At 34.9% G+C, this 17,749-nt stretch carries 10 protein-coding genes and 1 other RNA gene; 7 read left to right on the top strand and 4 right to left on the bottom strand.

All coding sequences use genetic code 11. From position 1 onward, the window contains the following. The first annotated feature begins 8 nt into the window (after positions 1–8). The 4 genes from IKK64_03990 (at position 9) to IKK64_03975 (ending at position 7,540) form a co-directional block, all read left to right on the top strand. The gene (locus tag IKK64_03990; GenBank protein MBR4119221.1) at positions 9–725 is read left to right on the top strand and encodes a YebC/PmpR family DNA-binding transcriptional regulator; all 717 of its coding nucleotides are present in this window, start codon (positions 9–11) and stop codon (positions 723–725) included. A 95-nt stretch (positions 726–820) separates the two neighbouring features. Next, a complete protein-coding gene (locus IKK64_03985) occupies positions 821–1,771 on the top strand; it encodes a bile acid:sodium symporter (GenBank protein MBR4119220.1) in 951 nt (316 codons plus the stop codon). 234 nt (positions 1,772–2,005) lie between these two features. Beyond that, positions 2,006–2,405, top strand: a transfer-messenger RNA (tmRNA) gene (ssrA, locus tag IKK64_03980). 203 nt (positions 2,406–2,608) lie between these two features. Then, a complete protein-coding gene (locus IKK64_03975; protein MBR4119219.1) occupies positions 2,609–7,540 on the top strand; it encodes a metallophosphoesterase in 4,932 nt (1,643 codons plus the stop codon). A gap of 258 nt (positions 7,541–7,798) precedes the next feature. On the opposite strand, the gene IKK64_03970 is transcribed toward IKK64_03975, so the two are convergent. The 4 genes from IKK64_03970 to metF all read right to left on the bottom strand — a co-directional run bounded on the left by IKK64_03970 (position 7,799) and on the right by metF (position 11,342). After that, positions 7,799–8,485, bottom strand: coding sequence for a hypothetical protein (locus IKK64_03970; protein ID MBR4119218.1), 687 nt, complete (start codon positions 8,483–8,485; stop codon positions 7,799–7,801). Next, complete coding sequence (locus tag IKK64_03965; protein MBR4119217.1) at positions 8,485–9,165, bottom strand: queuosine precursor transporter; 681 nt, start codon at positions 9,163–9,165, stop codon at positions 8,485–8,487. Before IKK64_03965 ends, IKK64_03970 begins: the two co-directional genes overlap by 1 nt. A gap of 79 nt (positions 9,166–9,244) precedes the next feature. Then, complete coding sequence (gene holB / locus IKK64_03960; GenBank protein ID MBR4119216.1) at positions 9,245–10,381, bottom strand: DNA polymerase III subunit delta'; 1,137 nt, start codon at positions 10,379–10,381, stop codon at positions 9,245–9,247. 10 nt (positions 10,382–10,391) lie between these two features. Continuing rightward, positions 10,392–11,342: a methylenetetrahydrofolate reductase [NAD(P)H] gene (gene metF, locus IKK64_03955; GenBank protein MBR4119215.1), complete on the bottom strand. Its 951-nt coding sequence runs from the start codon at positions 11,340–11,342 to the stop codon at positions 10,392–10,394. A gap of 138 nt (positions 11,343–11,480) precedes the next feature. Here metF and IKK64_03950 point away from each other — a divergent pair, with 138 nt between their 5' ends. The 3 genes from IKK64_03950 to cas12a all read left to right on the top strand — a co-directional run bounded on the left by IKK64_03950 (position 11,481) and on the right by cas12a (position 17,746). Next, positions 11,481–12,725 (top strand): DEAD/DEAH box helicase, encoded by a 1,245-nt coding sequence (locus tag IKK64_03950; protein ID MBR4119214.1) that lies wholly within the window; start codon positions 11,481–11,483, stop codon positions 12,723–12,725. 556 nt (positions 12,726–13,281) lie between these two features. Then, positions 13,282–13,503 (top strand): helix-turn-helix transcriptional regulator, encoded by a 222-nt coding sequence (locus IKK64_03945; GenBank protein ID MBR4119213.1) that lies wholly within the window; start codon positions 13,282–13,284, stop codon positions 13,501–13,503. Positions 13,504–13,861: 358 nt separating this feature from the next. Next, positions 13,862–17,746 carry a type V CRISPR-associated protein Cas12a/Cpf1 gene (gene cas12a, locus IKK64_03940; protein MBR4119212.1) on the top strand — a complete coding sequence of 1,295 codons (3,885 nt, stop codon included), beginning with the start codon at positions 13,862–13,864 and terminating at the stop codon, positions 17,744–17,746. The last annotated feature ends 3 nt before the right edge of the window (positions 17,747–17,749 follow it).

Below are 17,749 nucleotides of genomic sequence, written 5' to 3'. Positions count from 1 at the left end.
ATACTACTATGGGAAGAGCGTTTGAATACAGAAAAGCACGAAAAATGAAACGTTGGGGTAATATGTCAAGAACATTTACCAAAATTGGAAAAGAGATTACTATGGCTGTTAAAGCAGGTGGTCCTGATCCGGATGCCAACTCACGCCTTCGTGCATTAATACAAAATGCAAAGGCTGCAAATATGCCTAAAGAGAATGTTGAACGTGCTATTAAAAAAGCAATATCTAAAGATGAGGGCAACTATAAAGAGGTTGTATATGAGGGATATGCTCCTTTTGGTGTTGCAATAGTTGTTGAGACTGCAACAGACAACACTACTCGTACAGTTGCTAATGTTCGCAGTTACTTTAACAAAGCAGGAGGTTCTCTTGGTACATCTGGTTCTCTTTCTTTCTTGTTTGAACACAAGAGTGTTTTCAAAGTAAAAGAGAAAGAGGGTGTTGAGATGGATGAACTTGAACTTGAACTTATCGACTTTGGTGTTGATGAGATGGATAGCGATGAAGGTTCAATAATGATTTACGGACCTTTTGAGGAGTTCAACAATATTCAAAAATATTTAGAGGACAACGGTTTTGAAATTGAGAGCGCAGAGTTTGAGAGAATTCCTAACGACACTAAAGAGGTTACTGACGAACAACGCGAGGTTATTGAGAAACTTATTGAGCGTTTTGAAGAAGATGATGATGTTCAAAACGTATTCCATAATATGAAAGAAGATTAGTTGTTAGAACGACTATAATACAATGTATTAGAAAGAGAGTGAGTCAAAATTAATTTTGCATCATTCTCTTTCGTTTTTAAGAGATACTACTCAAGATGGATAGGATTATAAGATTTATAAAAAATTGGACTCTGCCTATTGCTATGATTGTTGGTACAGGAATGTATCTTCTGTTTGCAAAAGCAGAGTTTATGGCTCCACTAAAACCTATGGCTAATAGTGCAGTGGAAGTTCTTATGCCTACTCTTATATTTATTCAACTTTTGCTATCGTTCTGTAAAGCTAATCCCAAAGAGTTAATACCAAATAAGTGGCACATGATACTTGCAATGTTTCAGAGTGTAAGTTGTACAATTATTGCACTGCTTTTGATTTGGGATATTTTTAGTTGGGAGATAAACATTGTACTGCAAGGTGCTATGATATGCCTTATTTGCCCCACTGCAACCGCTGCTGTGGTTATTACAAGCAAACTTGGAGGCAACGCCGGTCAATTGGTTACATACACAATGATTATAAATATTGTGGCAGCAATTATCATACCCCTCCTCTTCCCTCTTGTTGAACCTCACGAAGGGTTATCGTTTTTACCAGCATTTAGCAAAATATTGAGTAAAGTATTTCCTCTGCTTATAATACCATTTATATTGGCAATGGTATTACGCAAATACTTTAAGAGAGTACACTCACAATTATTAAAATATAGCGGATATTCATTTTATATATGGGCTATTGCATTGGCAATAGTAACTTCTCAAACAATACGATGGATAGCAAACAGCGATGCTGATGCAATAATTAAACTATCCGTTGCATTTGCAGGACTCGTTACCTGTGTCATTCAATTTGCCTTTGGCAGATATATTGGAAGCAAGTACAATAGCCAAATTAGTGCAGGACAAGCAATAGGACAAAAAAACACCGTCCTCGCCATTTGGTTAGCCTGCACCTATCTTAACCCCCTCTCTTCTGTTGCCCCTGGCAGTTACGTTCTTTGGCAAAACATTTTCAACAGTTGGCAGTTGTATAGGAAGAGGAGTTGTTAGTTAATTGCTTTGCATCAATTAAAAATTCTGCAAAAAAGCGAGAGCAAAATAAGAATATTTAAACTTTGCAGAGTAGGAGCAAAATCAAAGAACATAAGTTCTTTAATTAGGGATTTTCTAATTTAATGAGTTTTAATTGTCAACTATTGTTGGGATAAGAAATTTTATTATATCTTTGCATCCCCAATTGACATAGCGATGTTAATTGCACAATGAAATGAACATATACAATGCGGGGCTGACTGGATTTGACAGCGGGCAGAAGTGATATGTAAGCATGCAGAGCCTCCTTAGGTTTGCTCTTTAATCTGAGCCTTTGAAATTATAACTGGCGAGAATAACTACGCTCTTGCTGCCTAATCGAAGTACAGTAGATTGGCTTAATTTCGCTACAAGGTAGTGAAACAAGACATCGCTCGGATGCTGTTGTTCCGAAGCTATCCCCTTAAGCGGTGCTATTATATCGGAAATAGTTTGTGGTGAGCCTTGCACCTCAAATGAAATCTTAAAGGCTAAGGTATATGATTGGTAGCTTTGGTCTTGTCTGTACCCTACAATTTAAGCAAAGATAAGCATGTAGAAAGCCTATTGTTTCCCTGTATGGACGAGGGTTCAATCCCCTCCAGCTCCACAAACATTATAAGAGAGAGTATATCGGAATTTTTTGATATACTCTCTCTTTTTATAATACCAACTTCTTTAAATTATTTATTCAAAGATTTTAGGTAAACAACAAATATGCTTTCATATATTTTATATATTTTTGCAAATCTTTTATATCTGCAAAATAGATAGTTTAAGAAAAATAACCACAATTTTAACCAATTAATAATTAACATGAAGAGATTTTTACTTTTGGGAATTTTTATGTCATTATTGACATTAATTCCTTTTGAGAATGTTCAGGCACAAGAGGAGCCTATATTCTCATTTGCTTGTGTATCTGACCTACACGCTCAACAAGACTTTATTACAGACCCCAACAACATTCGTATTCGTGAGTCTGCAACAAAAACTCTTAGCAAGATAAAAACTGAAGAGAATGTTGATTTGATAGTTCTTGGAGGAGACTACACAAGTAACAACACAATTCCCCAATCAAGTTGGCAAGTAACAAAAGATTTGCTAATTGAGGCTTCACGTGGAGCATTTAACGGCACAAAAACTCCTGTTATCTATGTTAATGGTAACCACGAGTATGAGGTTGCAAACTACGATGCTATTCCTAAACCTTACAATGCTGGTGACTACTATGATGTTCCAATGAAAACTGATATAGGTGCGTTGCCTGCTGAGGATTGTTTCTATGAAACAGCAATAAACGGAACTGGCGAGGGATTTGAACTTTTGGCTGCATATCACTATGTGGTAAATGGTTTTGACTTTGTTGTATTGAATGGTGGTAAATACCTATTTGAAACTGCTTCATCATACGCATACTCGGTTGAGTCTGTGGATTGGGTTGCCAACAAACTTGAGGAGATTTATGCAACAGACAAAGACAAAACAGTATTCTTCCTTGTTCACATTCCATTCTCTGACTCAAACAGATTAAGTAACAAAAACAAAGGTATGGACCGATACTCTTCAACTACACCTGAATTTGCTGTAAAGTTGAAGAATACATTAGCGAAATATCCTAATCTTATAATGTTGTATGGTCACGACCACGGAACTGACTCGGCATATATCCGCACTTCAACAGATGAGCGTGTTACAGTATATGGTACTGATGGTAATAAATGGACTGGTACAAGTTCAGGTGGTACTGACTCAAGCACATCTACACCTCTTTACTCTATTCAAAATTACACCACTTCAAAATATTTGGGATACAACACTTTTAACCTTGCTACTACCGATACTCAATCATCGGATGCAACTATAACTCCATCTACAGTAACAAGTGGTGCTTTTGTGTTCCATTTATCAAATGCCACAACTGATGATACTGGTACTCAATCGTATGTTCACTGTGGTTCTAATGGTCGTTTCTCTGGTAATACTGATAACACTGCAAGCAGTCAGCAAATTCGTATATTTGAGGTTGCCGACCCAACTGCTTCAAATATTACTGCTACTCAAGTAACTACAATTACAAGTGGAAAAACTTACTTGATGGTTGGAGAAAAGAGTGGTTTATATTATGCTTTGACTGATGAGTTATATTCAGGAAATTCTACAGGCCAACGTATGATTGGTACTCAAGTAACTATATCTAACTCTACTATTACATATAGTGGTGATGCTGATATAATGTGGACTTTTGTTGACAAGAGCGTTGAGACTGAAGAGCCTGATGCAACTTCTGTTGAGAAGAGTTTCTTCTCGGCATTTATGGGATCGATGCGTTACTACGAGAACTCATTTGAAAATGGACAATTGGCCGACCGTCGTATTATACAAGCCCTAATGGTATATGTATATACTGACCGTGTTGAGTTGAAGATGAAAAACTACGGAGATGATTCTGGTGATGCTTATGCTAATGGAATTACCGTTAAAAAGGATTTAACTCCATACATCTCATATCGTACTGTAACTCACTCTGAGGAGGCTGTAACTGTTGCTCCTACTATCACTTCGGAAGGTGGTAACGTGGCTACCGGATCAGAGGTTACTGTAAATGTTAATGCTCCTGAATGGCACAACTTATATTATACTATTAATGGAGAGCAGCCAACTGAGGAGTCAGAAAAAGCAGTTAACGGACAAATTAAATTTACTCCTAACACTGCAGGAGATTACGAGATTAAAGTGGCAGCACAAGAGGGTATAAGATTAATGAGTACCTCAACATCAGTTACATATACTGCAACTGGAGATATAACTCCTGCTAATGAGTTCCCTGAAGGGTATTGCGATATAACCTCGAAAACCAATGAGAATTGCGAGATAAGCAACGTTGATAACGTTCACTCTCACTCTTTACAAGGTTTATCTATTTCTGTTGCTGGTAGCGAGGTTCTTACTCAAAGTGCAACTACAACTACATTCAACCGTTTGCAAGAGAGCAAACAATTTAGTGCTGCTCAAGGAGAAGAGATTACTTTCTCATTTACTAATGGAGCATGGAGCAAAAACGTTTGGATTGGTTTTGACTGGAATCGTGATGGAGATTTTGAAGATGTAAGAGCGGTTTATGCCGGTGAAGGTCGTGTTGGAGGAAACGAAGATGAGGGTTCTATCACAATTGCTGTTCCTTCAAATGCAGCATTAGGTCTTTCAATGGTTCGTATAATCTCTGATGGTGTAGATTGTGCTACATCGTGGAATGAGGATACTCCTATGTGTGGTACTCACGGAACTGGTGTTATTGGTTATGCTGGTTCAATGCACAACTTTGGAATTAATGTTACAGAGGGTTCTCAAGCACAAACATATTCAATTACTGCAAGTGTAAATAATGCAGAATTTGGCACTGCTACTGTATCGGCTACTGATGTTGTTGCAGGAACAGCTGTAACTTTCACTGCTGAGGCTGCCGAAGGTTATGAGTTTATTGGCTGGACTAAAGATGGTTCTACTGTTTCAACTATGAACCCATACACTATTAATGTAACAGAGGATTTAGAATTGGTTGCTAATTTTGAAGTTGCAGAAGAGAGATTGGCTCAAATTGAGATTGCTGATATAACAACTAACTTCTCGGCTTATCAAACATACTATGTCACAAATCTTATTGACGGAAGTTATACATCTAAATTCTGGTCTGATGGTCCTCAATATATTAATAAATATATAATGGTAGACTTGGGTAACCTTTACAATGTTGATGAGATTGCTTTATACTTTGCTGATGGCGACCAACCAACAGGGGCTACTATTGAAACTTCGTTAAACGGAGCAGATGGTTCATGGAGTTCTGTTGCTACTTTTACAAAATCAAATATTTCAAATGTTACAGAAGGTTCTTCAAATGTTAAACGTTATATCTGTAATGCCGAAGGTAGTGAAGCTCGTTATGTTCGTTTGAGAATTTCAACAAACGACTCTCAATACTGGTTCCAAATGACAGAGTTTAAGGTATTTGGTAAAGAGGCTGATCCTGTTGCTGAACGTACTATTAATGTTATTGCAAATCCTGCTGAAGGAGGTACGGTTACAGCTAATGATGTGGTAGGAGGAGTTACTGCCGAAGGTCAAATAACACTTATTGCAACCCCTAATGCTAACTATGAGTTTGTTAATTGGACAGATGAAGAGGGTAATTTAATTTCAGAATCAGCTACATTTATTGATAACGAAGAGGGCGATAAGACTTTCTGTGCAAACTTTGACTTGATGATGTATTGTAAACCTAATCACACAACTCAAGGTACATCTACTAATTATGTTGGACAAATTGTTACTCTTACGACAGAGGGTGCTTCGGTTGATGCAAACTGGACTAACCCTGCAGGTGATGCTAATGTTAATGGTTATACTAAACGAGTTAAGAACTTGTTTACTACATTTGCAGGACAAACTATTACATTGAATATTACAGACAAAAATACTGTTTGGGGCTGGACTCGCATATTTGTTGACTTAAACGGAGACTACACTCTTGATGAATCAGAGCTTATATATGCTGATGCTGAGCGTAATCGTACTACTCCTATCTCACAAGAGTTTACAATCTCTGCCGATGCTCCTAAAGGTGAGTATTTGATGCGTGTATTCTATGCTGCGGGAATGGATATTTATGATGGAGCTTGTGATGAATATACTCAAGGTGGATACTACGACTTTATGTTTAACGTAGGCGATGCTCCTCCAACATATACTGTAACTGCAACAGCAGCAGAGGGAGGAACAGCAACTGCTTCACCAGAGAATGTATTTGAGAACAAGACATCAACTCTTACTGCTACTGCTGATGACTCTCATATTTTTGCTTATTGGTCAAAAGACGGAGAGCAAGTAAGCACTGAAAACCCATTTGTGGTAACAGTAACAGAGGATGTTACCTATGTCGCAAACTTTGATTTGGCTCACATAGTAACCATTAATCAAGTTGCAGGAGGTACTATTACTGTAAAACAAGGTGATAACACTGTTGCAAGTGGAAGTAAGGTTAAAAATGGTGAGGAGATTACAATCACAGTAAAAGAGAGTACAGGAAATCAACTTTACGAACTTCTTGTTAATGGAACTAATGTTTACGATGAGTATATCACAAACCATAGTTATACAACAACTGTAACATCGGCTACTACAATTAGTGCAGTATATGGCGATCCTATCTGTAAATTGACCTACGAAGTAGATACAGATGCTTGGGGTGAAGGATATATTGAAGTGTGGTCATCTGACTCATACGATGAAGAGGCAGAACAAAATGGAACTCTTGAATTACCATTGACTCCTATGGGTGTACAATATAACCAAAATGATATCCTTGAGTACGACTCTTATATTTATATTTTCCCATACGCAATTAAGGGTGATATATTTATAGAGATAAATGGAGAACCTATTGATCTTGAGGAGAATTATAACATATATGGTGATATTGAGTGGCCAGTTACAGGCCCTGTTCATATAAAAGCCTTATTTGCTGTTGGAATTGGAATTGAAGAGAATGAAGTAGAATCAATCTCAATATATGCAGTAGAAGATGGTATCTGCATTGAGGCCAATGATGATGCACAAGTTGAGGTATATTCAACAACCGGTGTTATGCTTGTAAATAAAACTATTTCAGGTAAAACAACTATTGAAATGAGCAAAGGCATTTACATTGTAAAAGTTGACTCAACTGTAAACAAAGTTGTTGTTAAGTAAGGAAACTTAATAAGTTAATAATTTGAGAGACCGATTTCGTTATGAAGTCGGTCTCTTTTTTGTTAATTATGCCTTGTTTTAGCATATAACATATAGTATTATTGCAATATAAAAGATATTAAAATATGAGCCATTACGATAACGACTACCATGATGATATGTATGACAGATACAAGATCACAGGAAAGGGTGCTGAGAGCATACAAATAGTATGTGACCAAATATAAAATTGAGAGTAACGATTGAGATTACACGTTATTACAACCCGACACCAAGATCAGTATTATTTAACAGAATTTCAAATTTAGGATTATCTTTTAAAATAGGATATACTTCGGCAATAAACCAAGAGGCAAGTTCTTGGTTACGTTGTTCTGCTGTTGTGTTATTACAGAAAAGGTTTATACTTGCATACTCAAAGTATTTATCGGCAAGGGCAATATCATTTAATATTCGCTCTTTTGTATCGTTTGTAGTGCAACATAAAAGACATACTCCATTAAAATATTTTGCTATATCTGCTGGTGTTATATGTGATGGTATTCCTTTGTTCCACTGCTGGCGTAAAGGTGCATTAAAACTCTCTACTCCACATCGGAATTTTACTTGTGCCGGATAGAATTGCTGTGCAAACTCTTTTAACTTGTTGCGGTATAGATAGTGGGCTTCGAACCATAGGGTATGTATGTTTTTTTCTTTTACTATCTGTTTTATATGTTCTATGGTTTGTGTATCGAGTTCGGGTGCAGAGCCTGAGTTTATTATATCTAATACTCCGTATCTGCCTGTTACTTGCTGTAATATGGGACGGTTAATGGTGTAAGGATTTATTGATGTATCGGTATGATAATCGCAAAAAGTGCATTTTTCCCATACACATCCCCTACCCTGCAACAATATAAATTCTCGTGGCAGTTTTGTTTCTATTACTGAATAGCGTTGCATTATCGGCGTAGGTATAGTTTGTTTATATAACTTATGGCTGCATACGCCATTGGGGTAGCAAATATTGCTTCGATGAATAGTTTTAAGAAATATTGCAGTGCAATCATCAAGAGCAGTTCTCTTGTGGTTACCGCTCCTAAGAATGCTATGAGTACGAATGGTACTGAATCAAATAGATACCCTATTGCCGAACTTCCTATTGTTCGTATCCATAGATAACGCCCGTTTGTCCACTTTTTTATTCGCTCCATAAACCAAGCATTTGAGAGTTCGCCACACAAGAAGCCAACGAGTGATGCTAATACTATTCGTGGAACGTATGAGAATATATGGTTATAGGCATTTGTGGTCTCTTGTAGATGATCAGGTGCAGGTAACCACACTCCTATTTGGGTACACACCACCATAAGTATATTACAAAAGAATGTCATCCATATTACACGTTTGGCTGTACGATACCCCCATATTTCGGTTAGCACATCGCCTAACATATATGCGAGTGGAAAGGTTATTGTTCCTGCATCAAAGTAGAATAGGTCTGCTATACCTATTACTTTTACTGCCATAATGTTTGATACGAGATAGAGTGTTACAAAGAGCGCTGTAACAATTATTAATGGCATTGTTCTGCCACTTATATCATCTCGGTTTTTTAAAGGGTTGTCCGATACCTTGTTCATTTTAATTTAATGAGGAATTAGGAATGGGTAATTGTTTATATTATTTGGATAATCCCTAATTTCTAATTTTTAATTTATATTAAGTTGCTCGTTTAATTAATAATATCATTTTTATAGAGAGGTCGAAGAACACTATTGCTCCACTTGCATTACGCGATATGTCGCTCTCGGCTCTTCCTAACTCTTCCATTATCTGTATTACGTTCTTCTCGTTTATGAATGGGGCGAAACGTGTTGAGAAGTTTCGCTCTTCGGGCGTTAGATATATGATTGATGGTATGCGAGTATTATATATATAGTTCTCGCGTATCATCCTCTGACAATATTGCAAGAAGCGTTTTTCTGCTTCGCGTCCAAGTTTTGCTACCTCTTCGCTCCAAATCTTCATCTCCTTTATTTTACGTGCGTAAGCTAAACGCATCATCTGTACAAAGAAATCGAAGAATTGTTTATTCTCGCCTGTTTGCTTCATCAACTCCAATGCTCGGAGATAACTTCCTGATGATAATCGGGTAACTGCATCAGCGGCTTCGGCATCGACAGAAAATCTCTCTTGCAAAGTTTGCGATATTAAATTGTGAGGCAATCCCTTGAAGTGTATTGGTTGTGTTCGCGACAGGATTGTTGTCAACAGTTTATCGGGACGGTTTGATACAAGTAAGAATATTGTCTTTTCGTATGGCTCCTCTAATATCTTTAAGAGTTTGTTTGCACACTGCTCATTCATCAACTCGGGCAACCATATTATCATTACTTTGTATTCTGACTCAAAACTTTTATATGAGAGTTTTCGTATTATCTGTTGGCTTTCATCTACATATATTTGAGGTTGTGAGTTTTCAGCCTTTATCTCTTCTAACCATCCCTCAATAGAGATATATTTTGTTTCAGAGACCATCCTACGCCACTCTTTTATATAGTCGTCTGATATTGCTCGTTTAGGTGATGATGTTTTATATATAGGGAATACATAGTGGATATCGGGATGCATCATCGAGGTTATTTGTCGGCACGATGGACACTCACCACAAGCATCTGTATCGCCTGGCTTACGTCCTGTACAATTTAAATATCGTGCATAGGCTATTGCCATTGCAAACTTACCTACTCCATCGGGACCACAAAAGAGTTGAGCATGAGGTATTTTATTCTCTGCTACCGATTGCAACAAATGCTGCTTTATCTCCTCGTGTCCTATTATATCCTTAAAAAACATCTAATTTATTTTAATATACTGCTTTTGCTACTTGTGCCACACTCTCAGTTGCCATTAACGAATAGAAGTGTATGCTTGGTACTCCTTTTGCCTTTAACTCTTTTGCCTGCATTGTACACCACTCAACTCCTACTTGTTTTGCTGCTGCATCATCTTTGCATTTTGCTAACTCTTCGGCTAATGCATCGGGCAAATCAACATGGAATACCTTTGGCAATACATTCAACTGACTTGCAAATACTATGGGTTTTATTCCTGGAATGATTGGTGCTGTTATTCCTATTGCTCGGCAACGTTCAACAAACTCAAAATATTTTGAGTTGTCAAAGAACATTTGTGTTACTACATAATCTGCTCCATTATCAACCTTATCTTTTAGACGTTTAAGATCTTGATCAATATTAGGTGCTTCATCGTGTTTTTCAGGGTAACCTGCAACTCCGTACGAGAAAGGTGTATTTATTACCGCCTGTGAGCCATCAATAAAAAATCCTTTATTAAAATCGTTTACCTGACTTTGTAACTCTATTGCGTGAGAGTGTCCGTCTGGTTCAGGAATGAAACGTGCTTCGTGCTTTGCCTTATCACCACGTAACAATAGTAAGTTGTGTATTCCTAAAAAGTTTAGGTCAATTAACGAATACTCTATTTCTGCTTTTGAAAATCCACTACATATTATATGTGGTACTGCTGTAATATCGTACTTGTGTTGGATGGCCGCAGCAAGGGCTACTGTTCCAGGACGTGTGCGAACTGCTATTCTCTGAAACAAACCACCTTCAGCCTCCTTATAAATATACTCACTACGATGAGTGGTTATATTGATATATTTAGGATTAAATTCACGAAGTCGATCAATTGTTTTAAACACTTTCTCAATTCCGTTACCTTTTAATGGTGGTAACACTTCAAACGAGAATGTTGTTTGTGGACTATTCGTGATTAACTCTGTTACTTTCATCTTTAATTATTTTATATTACGCAAAAATAATATTTTTAATTGAATGTATATAGTTGGGCAGGATATTTAGTTTAAAAATATTAGATATTTTTTGTAATTTTGGTGTTTGTATAACTATTTTGACATTTAATATACAAAATGAGATTTGAGGATTTAGACCTTGAGCCTGAAGTTCTTGATGGACTTGATGCCATGAACTTTATTGAGGCTACACCTATACAAGAGCAAACTATTCCTGTGGTATTGGAGGGACGTGATATTATTGCATGTGCTCAAACTGGTACTGGAAAAACTGCTGCATATATTCTACCTCTGTTAAACCTAATTATGAGGCATAAGGTTGAGGGAGACAAGGATGCAGTAAGGGCTATTATTATTGCTCCAACACGCGAATTAGCATCACAAATTGATATGCAGTTTGAAGGTTTCTCGTACTTTATGCCAATTTCTACCCTATCGGTATCGGGTGGTGGCGACGGTGCTCAATGGGATCAACAACTTAGGGCTTTTAACAAAGGTGCCGATGTTATAATTGCTACTCCCGGTAGAATGATTTCGCATCTTATTAATAGCAAAATATCACTTGATAGTGTTGAGTATTTAGTATTGGACGAGGCTGACAGGATGTTGGATATGGGGTTCTATGATGATATTATGAAAATATCGAAATACCTACCCAAGAAGCGACAAACTCTGTTATTTTCGGCAACTATGCCTGTTAAAATTAGAACATTGGCAAAAAATATACTGAACAATCCTGCTGAAATTAATATTGCAATCTCGAAACCTAACGAGGCTATTAAACAGATGGCATACGTTTGCTATGAGCCTCAAAAGATTGGATTGATTGAACATATATTCTCTACCCCCGTTGAGAGTAAAACCATTATATTTTCATCTTCAAAGATTAAAGTTAAAGACCTTGCTCACCGCCTTAAACGTATGAAATATAATGTAAGGGCTATGCACTCAGACCTTGAACAGAGCGAACGCGATGAGGTGATGCTTGACTTTAAGAATGGGAAAGTTTCAATTCTTGTGGCTACCGATATTGTTTCGAGAGGTATTGATATTACAGACATTGGATTGGTTATTAACTACGATGTTCCGCACGATCCTGAGGATTATATTCATCGTATAGGTAGAACTGCAAGAGCAAATGCCGAGGGAGAAGCTATTACTTTTATATCGAAAGAGGAACAAGATAAGTTTGGCAAGATTGAGCGTTTTCTTGAGCGTGAGGTTGAAAAGATTGCTCTACCCCAAGAGTTAGGCGAAGTTCCTGAATATACCCCTTCGGTAAACAAACCCAAGAAGTTTAAAAACTATAAATACAAAGGAAAGAAGAGACCATTCTTTAAGAAAAAAGGGAAAAGTTGTTAGTTGTCGGCTTTGTAAGCTCAACCGCCCTATGTGTAGTTGTTAGATGTTAGTTAACAAACATTCGCTTGTTAAATCTGCCAACAAATATAAATAATTCATAATTTAATGAGGGAAACAAAAGTTTTTCTCATTTTTTTTGTTTTATTTTTTACTTGTGCCACGATTTGGCATATACACCCTACTACTTTTGTATCAGAAAAGAGAACAAAACAATATTTAAATAATATTTAAAAGTTAATTAAACAGATTAAAAAGGAGGTAATTATGGGAGCTTTATTTGCAATTGTAGGAGTAATAGTTGTTCATTGTGTTGTTGGTATAGTTTGTAAGATGGACTACTAAAAATAGTTATTAGTTGTTAGTTATGTTTGAAATATTAATCTACATTGGTTTAGCACTCTTATTTTTAGATGCTGTATTAGGTAAAGGAGGAGATTTATAGTATGTTATTTGCAGCAATTGTAATAGCAGTACTTCTGCTAAATGTTTTCGGACAAATTACCGGTGGGGGTGACAGATGGGGAGAATAGTCGGTTATCAGTTATTAGTTTAATGTATGGAGAGGATAGCATATTGTTTAAAAAAGAGACGTAAGGAGTTGGGCTTTACAAAGAGTTATGTTGCTGAAAAGGCAGGGATAACTCAAAATAGTATGGTTAATATTGAGCATGGTAAACTCTGTTCTTTAAGAAGTCTATTGGCAATATGCGAGGTGCTGAAATTGAGGATTGATATTGTTGCAAATGATTTAAGTAATACTCTAAATAGTAATGTATAGAAATTTATTAAATAAATATATAGGATAGTTATATATATTAAAGTCAAAGTTTAATATTTTTGTTTGCTTTTAATTGTTCTTTTTATCATTTTCTTAAGTTAATAAATAGGTGTTTTGATATATTCTGGTAGTTGTGAAAATGAAACTTTGACTTTAAAACTGCTCTCGAGAGCAGTTTCACAATCTCGGGAAATCCCGAGATTGTTTTTAACTTTAACAATAATTTTATTTAGAAATAAATAATTATATAAAGATAACTTGATTTTTAATTTATCTTATATTAATAAAATAAAAACATTAAATTTGAAAAAGTATTTTAAACTTATGTTGATATATTTAACAATAAACTTATATAATTATGAAAACATTTAAAAAATTTGAAGATTTTACAAAGGTTTATCCTTTATCAAAAACCTTACGTTTTGAGTTAATTCCTGTTGGCAAGACATTAAATTCAATTATCAAAAGCGGAATTCTTGAAGAAGATCAACATCGAGCAAATAGTTATATAACTGTTAAGAAAATATTAGATGAGTACCATAAGGCATTTATTGAAGACGTTCTTACAAACTTTAAATTGACATGCAATAGCGAAGGTAAGAAAAATTCTTTAGAGGAATTTTATAATATATATACATGTAAATCTAAAGATGACATACAAAAGAAAATATTTGATGAGGTATGCAAAAACCTTCGCAAGCAAATAGTTGATAGATTTACTACCGATGAAAGGTTTAAGCGTATTGACAAGAAAGAACTTATAAGGACAGATCTTATTTCATTTGCTAAGGATGAAGAAAAGAAACTTATTGAAGAGTTTAAAGATTTTACTACATACTTTATAGGTTTTCATGAAAATAGGAAAAATATGTATTCTTCAGAAAATAAGTCTACTGCTATTGCATATAGACTTATTCATGAGAATCTACCGAGATTCGTAGATAACATTTCTGTGTTTGAAAAATTAAAAGAATCTCCCATAGCAGAACAATTCGGCACACTATATAGCGAGTTTAAAGAATATCTCAATGTAACAAAGATATGCGAAATATTCAAACTTGACTACTATAGTACATTACTAACACAGAAACAGATAGATATATACAATGCAATTATCGGAGGTAAAACTATAGAGGAAAGTAATATAAAGATTAAGGGATTAAATGAATATATTAATCTCTACAATCAACAACAAAAAAACAAGACAATGCGTTTACCAAAATTAAAACCTCTATATAAACAAATCCTAAGTGACCGAAATGCTATCTCGTGGTTACCCGAACAATTCGAATCGGATGAGAAAGTTCTCGAAGCAATACAAAAAGCGTATCAAGAGTTGGAGGAGCAAGTACTCAATTCTCAAAAAGAGGAAGAACATTCATTAAAGCATCTATTACAATCTCTTGAAAACTATAACCTTGATAAAGTATACATTAGAAATAATCAACAAATGACAGATATTTCTCAAAAGATTTTTGGAGACTATGGGTTAATATCTAAAGCTTTAATGGATGAATTAAAACGGACTATACCTAAGAAAACTAAGAAAGAAACAGATGAAAACTATAAAGAGCGTTTAGATAAAGTATTTAAATCACAAGGGAGCATATCTATTGCCCAAATAAACCAAAGTATACAGGCATATGATAACGATAATAGTAATAATATCCAGGACTATTTTGCTACAATGGGAGCAGTAAATACAGAAACCTTACATAAGGAAAATCTATTTATACAGATTCAGAAAGCTTATGATGAGGCAAAAGATATATTAAATACGCCATATCCAACAGATAAAAAATTAGTTCAAGATAAAGAGAGTGTAGATAAAATAAAGAATCTACTTGATACTATCAAAGCCTTACAACATTTTGTAAAGCCTTTATTGGGTGATGGTACAGAGGCGGAGAAAGATGATAAGTTTTATGGAGAGTTTACCGCATTATGGATGGAACTTGATAAAATTACACCATTATACAATAAGGTCCGCAACTATATAACACAAAAACCATACTCTACGGAAAAAATAAAATTAAACTTTAAAAACTCTTCCCTTATGAAGGGTTGGGACTTAAACAAGGAAGAAGATAACACTACAATTATACTACGTAAAGATGGATTATATTACCTTGCTATTATGGACAAGAAACATAATAAGGTTTTTAATGTAAAAAATACTCCTAACACTGGCGAATGCTTTGAGAAGTTGGAATATAAATATTTCAAAGACTTAACAACAATGGTCCCTAAATGTACAACACAATTAAATGAGGTAAAAACTCACTTTTCAACTCACACCTCTCCTTACATTATAAAAAAAGATGTTTTCAGTTCGGAATTTACAATAACCAAAGATGAGTATGATTTAAACAACGTATTGTACAATGGCAATAAGAAATTTCAGATAGGCTACTTAAGACAAACAAGAGATGAAAAAGGATATAAAGAAGCTTTATCAAATTGGATCCGTTTCTGTCTACGATTTTTGTTACATTATAAAAGCACATTAGTTTATGATATTTCTTCCTTTTGCTCAGAAAGTAAAATTAAATCTTATACATCAGTAGATGAATTTTATAAAGAAATAAACCTATATCTATATAATATTTCTTTCAGAAATGTATCTGTAGACTATATTAATGACTTAGTCAATGAAGAAAAGATATATCTCTTTCAAATCTACAATAAAGACTTTTCTCCATACAGCAAAGGTACTCCTAATTTACATACGCTCTACTGGAAGATGCTCTTCGATGAACGTAATATTTCTAATGTTGTGTACAAACTCAATGGTGAAGCAGAAGTCTTTTTTAGAAAGTCAAGTATTGATTGTGTACGACCTACTCATGCTGCTAACCAATCAATATCAAATAAAAATGAATTAAATACAAAGAAAGAGAGCACATTTGCATATGATCTTATTAAGAATAAACGTTATACGGTAAATAAATTCCAATTCCATGTTCCAATTACTATGAATTTTAAGAGTATTGGAAACAACAATATTAACCAATTAGTAAATGAATATATAAAACAGGCAGAAGACTTACACATCATAGGAATAGATCGTGGAGAACGTCATCTGCTTTATCTTTCAGTTATAGATATTAAAGGAAATATCAAGGAACAATATTCTCTAAACGAAATCATCAATGAGTACAACGGAAACCGATATGTAACCAATTATCATAACATTTTAACAAAACGCGAAGATGATAGAGTTAAATCGCGTCAAAGTTGGCAAACTATTGAAAACATCAAAGAATTAAAAGAGGGATATTTGAGTCAAGTAATTCATAAGATTTCAGAACTTATGATTAAGTACAATGCTATAATTGTTCTTGAAGATCTTAATCAGGGATTCAAACGAGGAAGGCAGAAGGTTGAGTCATCTGTATATCAACAATTTGAAAAAAAGCTCATTGACAAACTCAATTATCTTGCAGATAAGAAAAGACAAGCCGAAGAACCAGGAGGCATACTCAATGCATACCAACTAACAAACAAATTTGAGAGTTTTAAGAGAATCGGGAAACAGAACGGGTTCATATACTATGTCCCAGCATGGAATACTAGTAAAATAGATCCAGTAACAGGTTTCGTTAATCTATTTGATACACGCTATGAAACAATAAATAAAGCAAAAGAATTTTTCAACAAGTTTGATGTGATACAATATAACGAAGAGATGGATTGGTTCGAATTTATTTGTGACTATAGTAATTTTAGCCCATTAAAGTATGAAGGATCTCGCACGCAGTGGAGAATATGCTCTGTTGGTAACCGTATTGAAACAACACGCGATAAAACTAAGAATTCAAATTGGAGTAGTAGAGAAATAGTTCTAAATGATGAATTTAAAATTTTGTTTAAAAATAAAGGAATTTCAATAAGTTCAAATATTAAAGAAGAAATTTCTAAACAGAATGACGCAAAATTCTTTAAAGAATTATTACACCTATTTAAATTAACTCTTCAAATAAGGAATAGCAAAATAGGTAGCGATATTGATTATTTACAATCACCTGTTGCTGATATTAATGGCACTTTTTATAATAGTGAAATATGTGATAATTCATTACCACAGAATGCCGATGCCAATGGAGCTTACAATATTGCAAGAAAAGGACTATGGATAGTTCGACAGATTAAAACATCAGACAACTTAAAGGATATCAAGTTAGCAATCAGTAACAAGGAATGGTTAGAATTTGCTCAAAGCAAACCGTATCTAAATGTCTAATTG

Source organism: Bacteroidales bacterium (assembly GCA_017521245.1).
In the GTDB taxonomy this organism is placed as follows: domain Bacteria; phylum Bacteroidota; class Bacteroidia; order Bacteroidales; family G3-4614; genus Caccoplasma_A.
The sequence above is the reverse complement of the archived record's forward strand: the minus strand, read 5'-3'. Positions and strand labels throughout refer to the sequence as shown.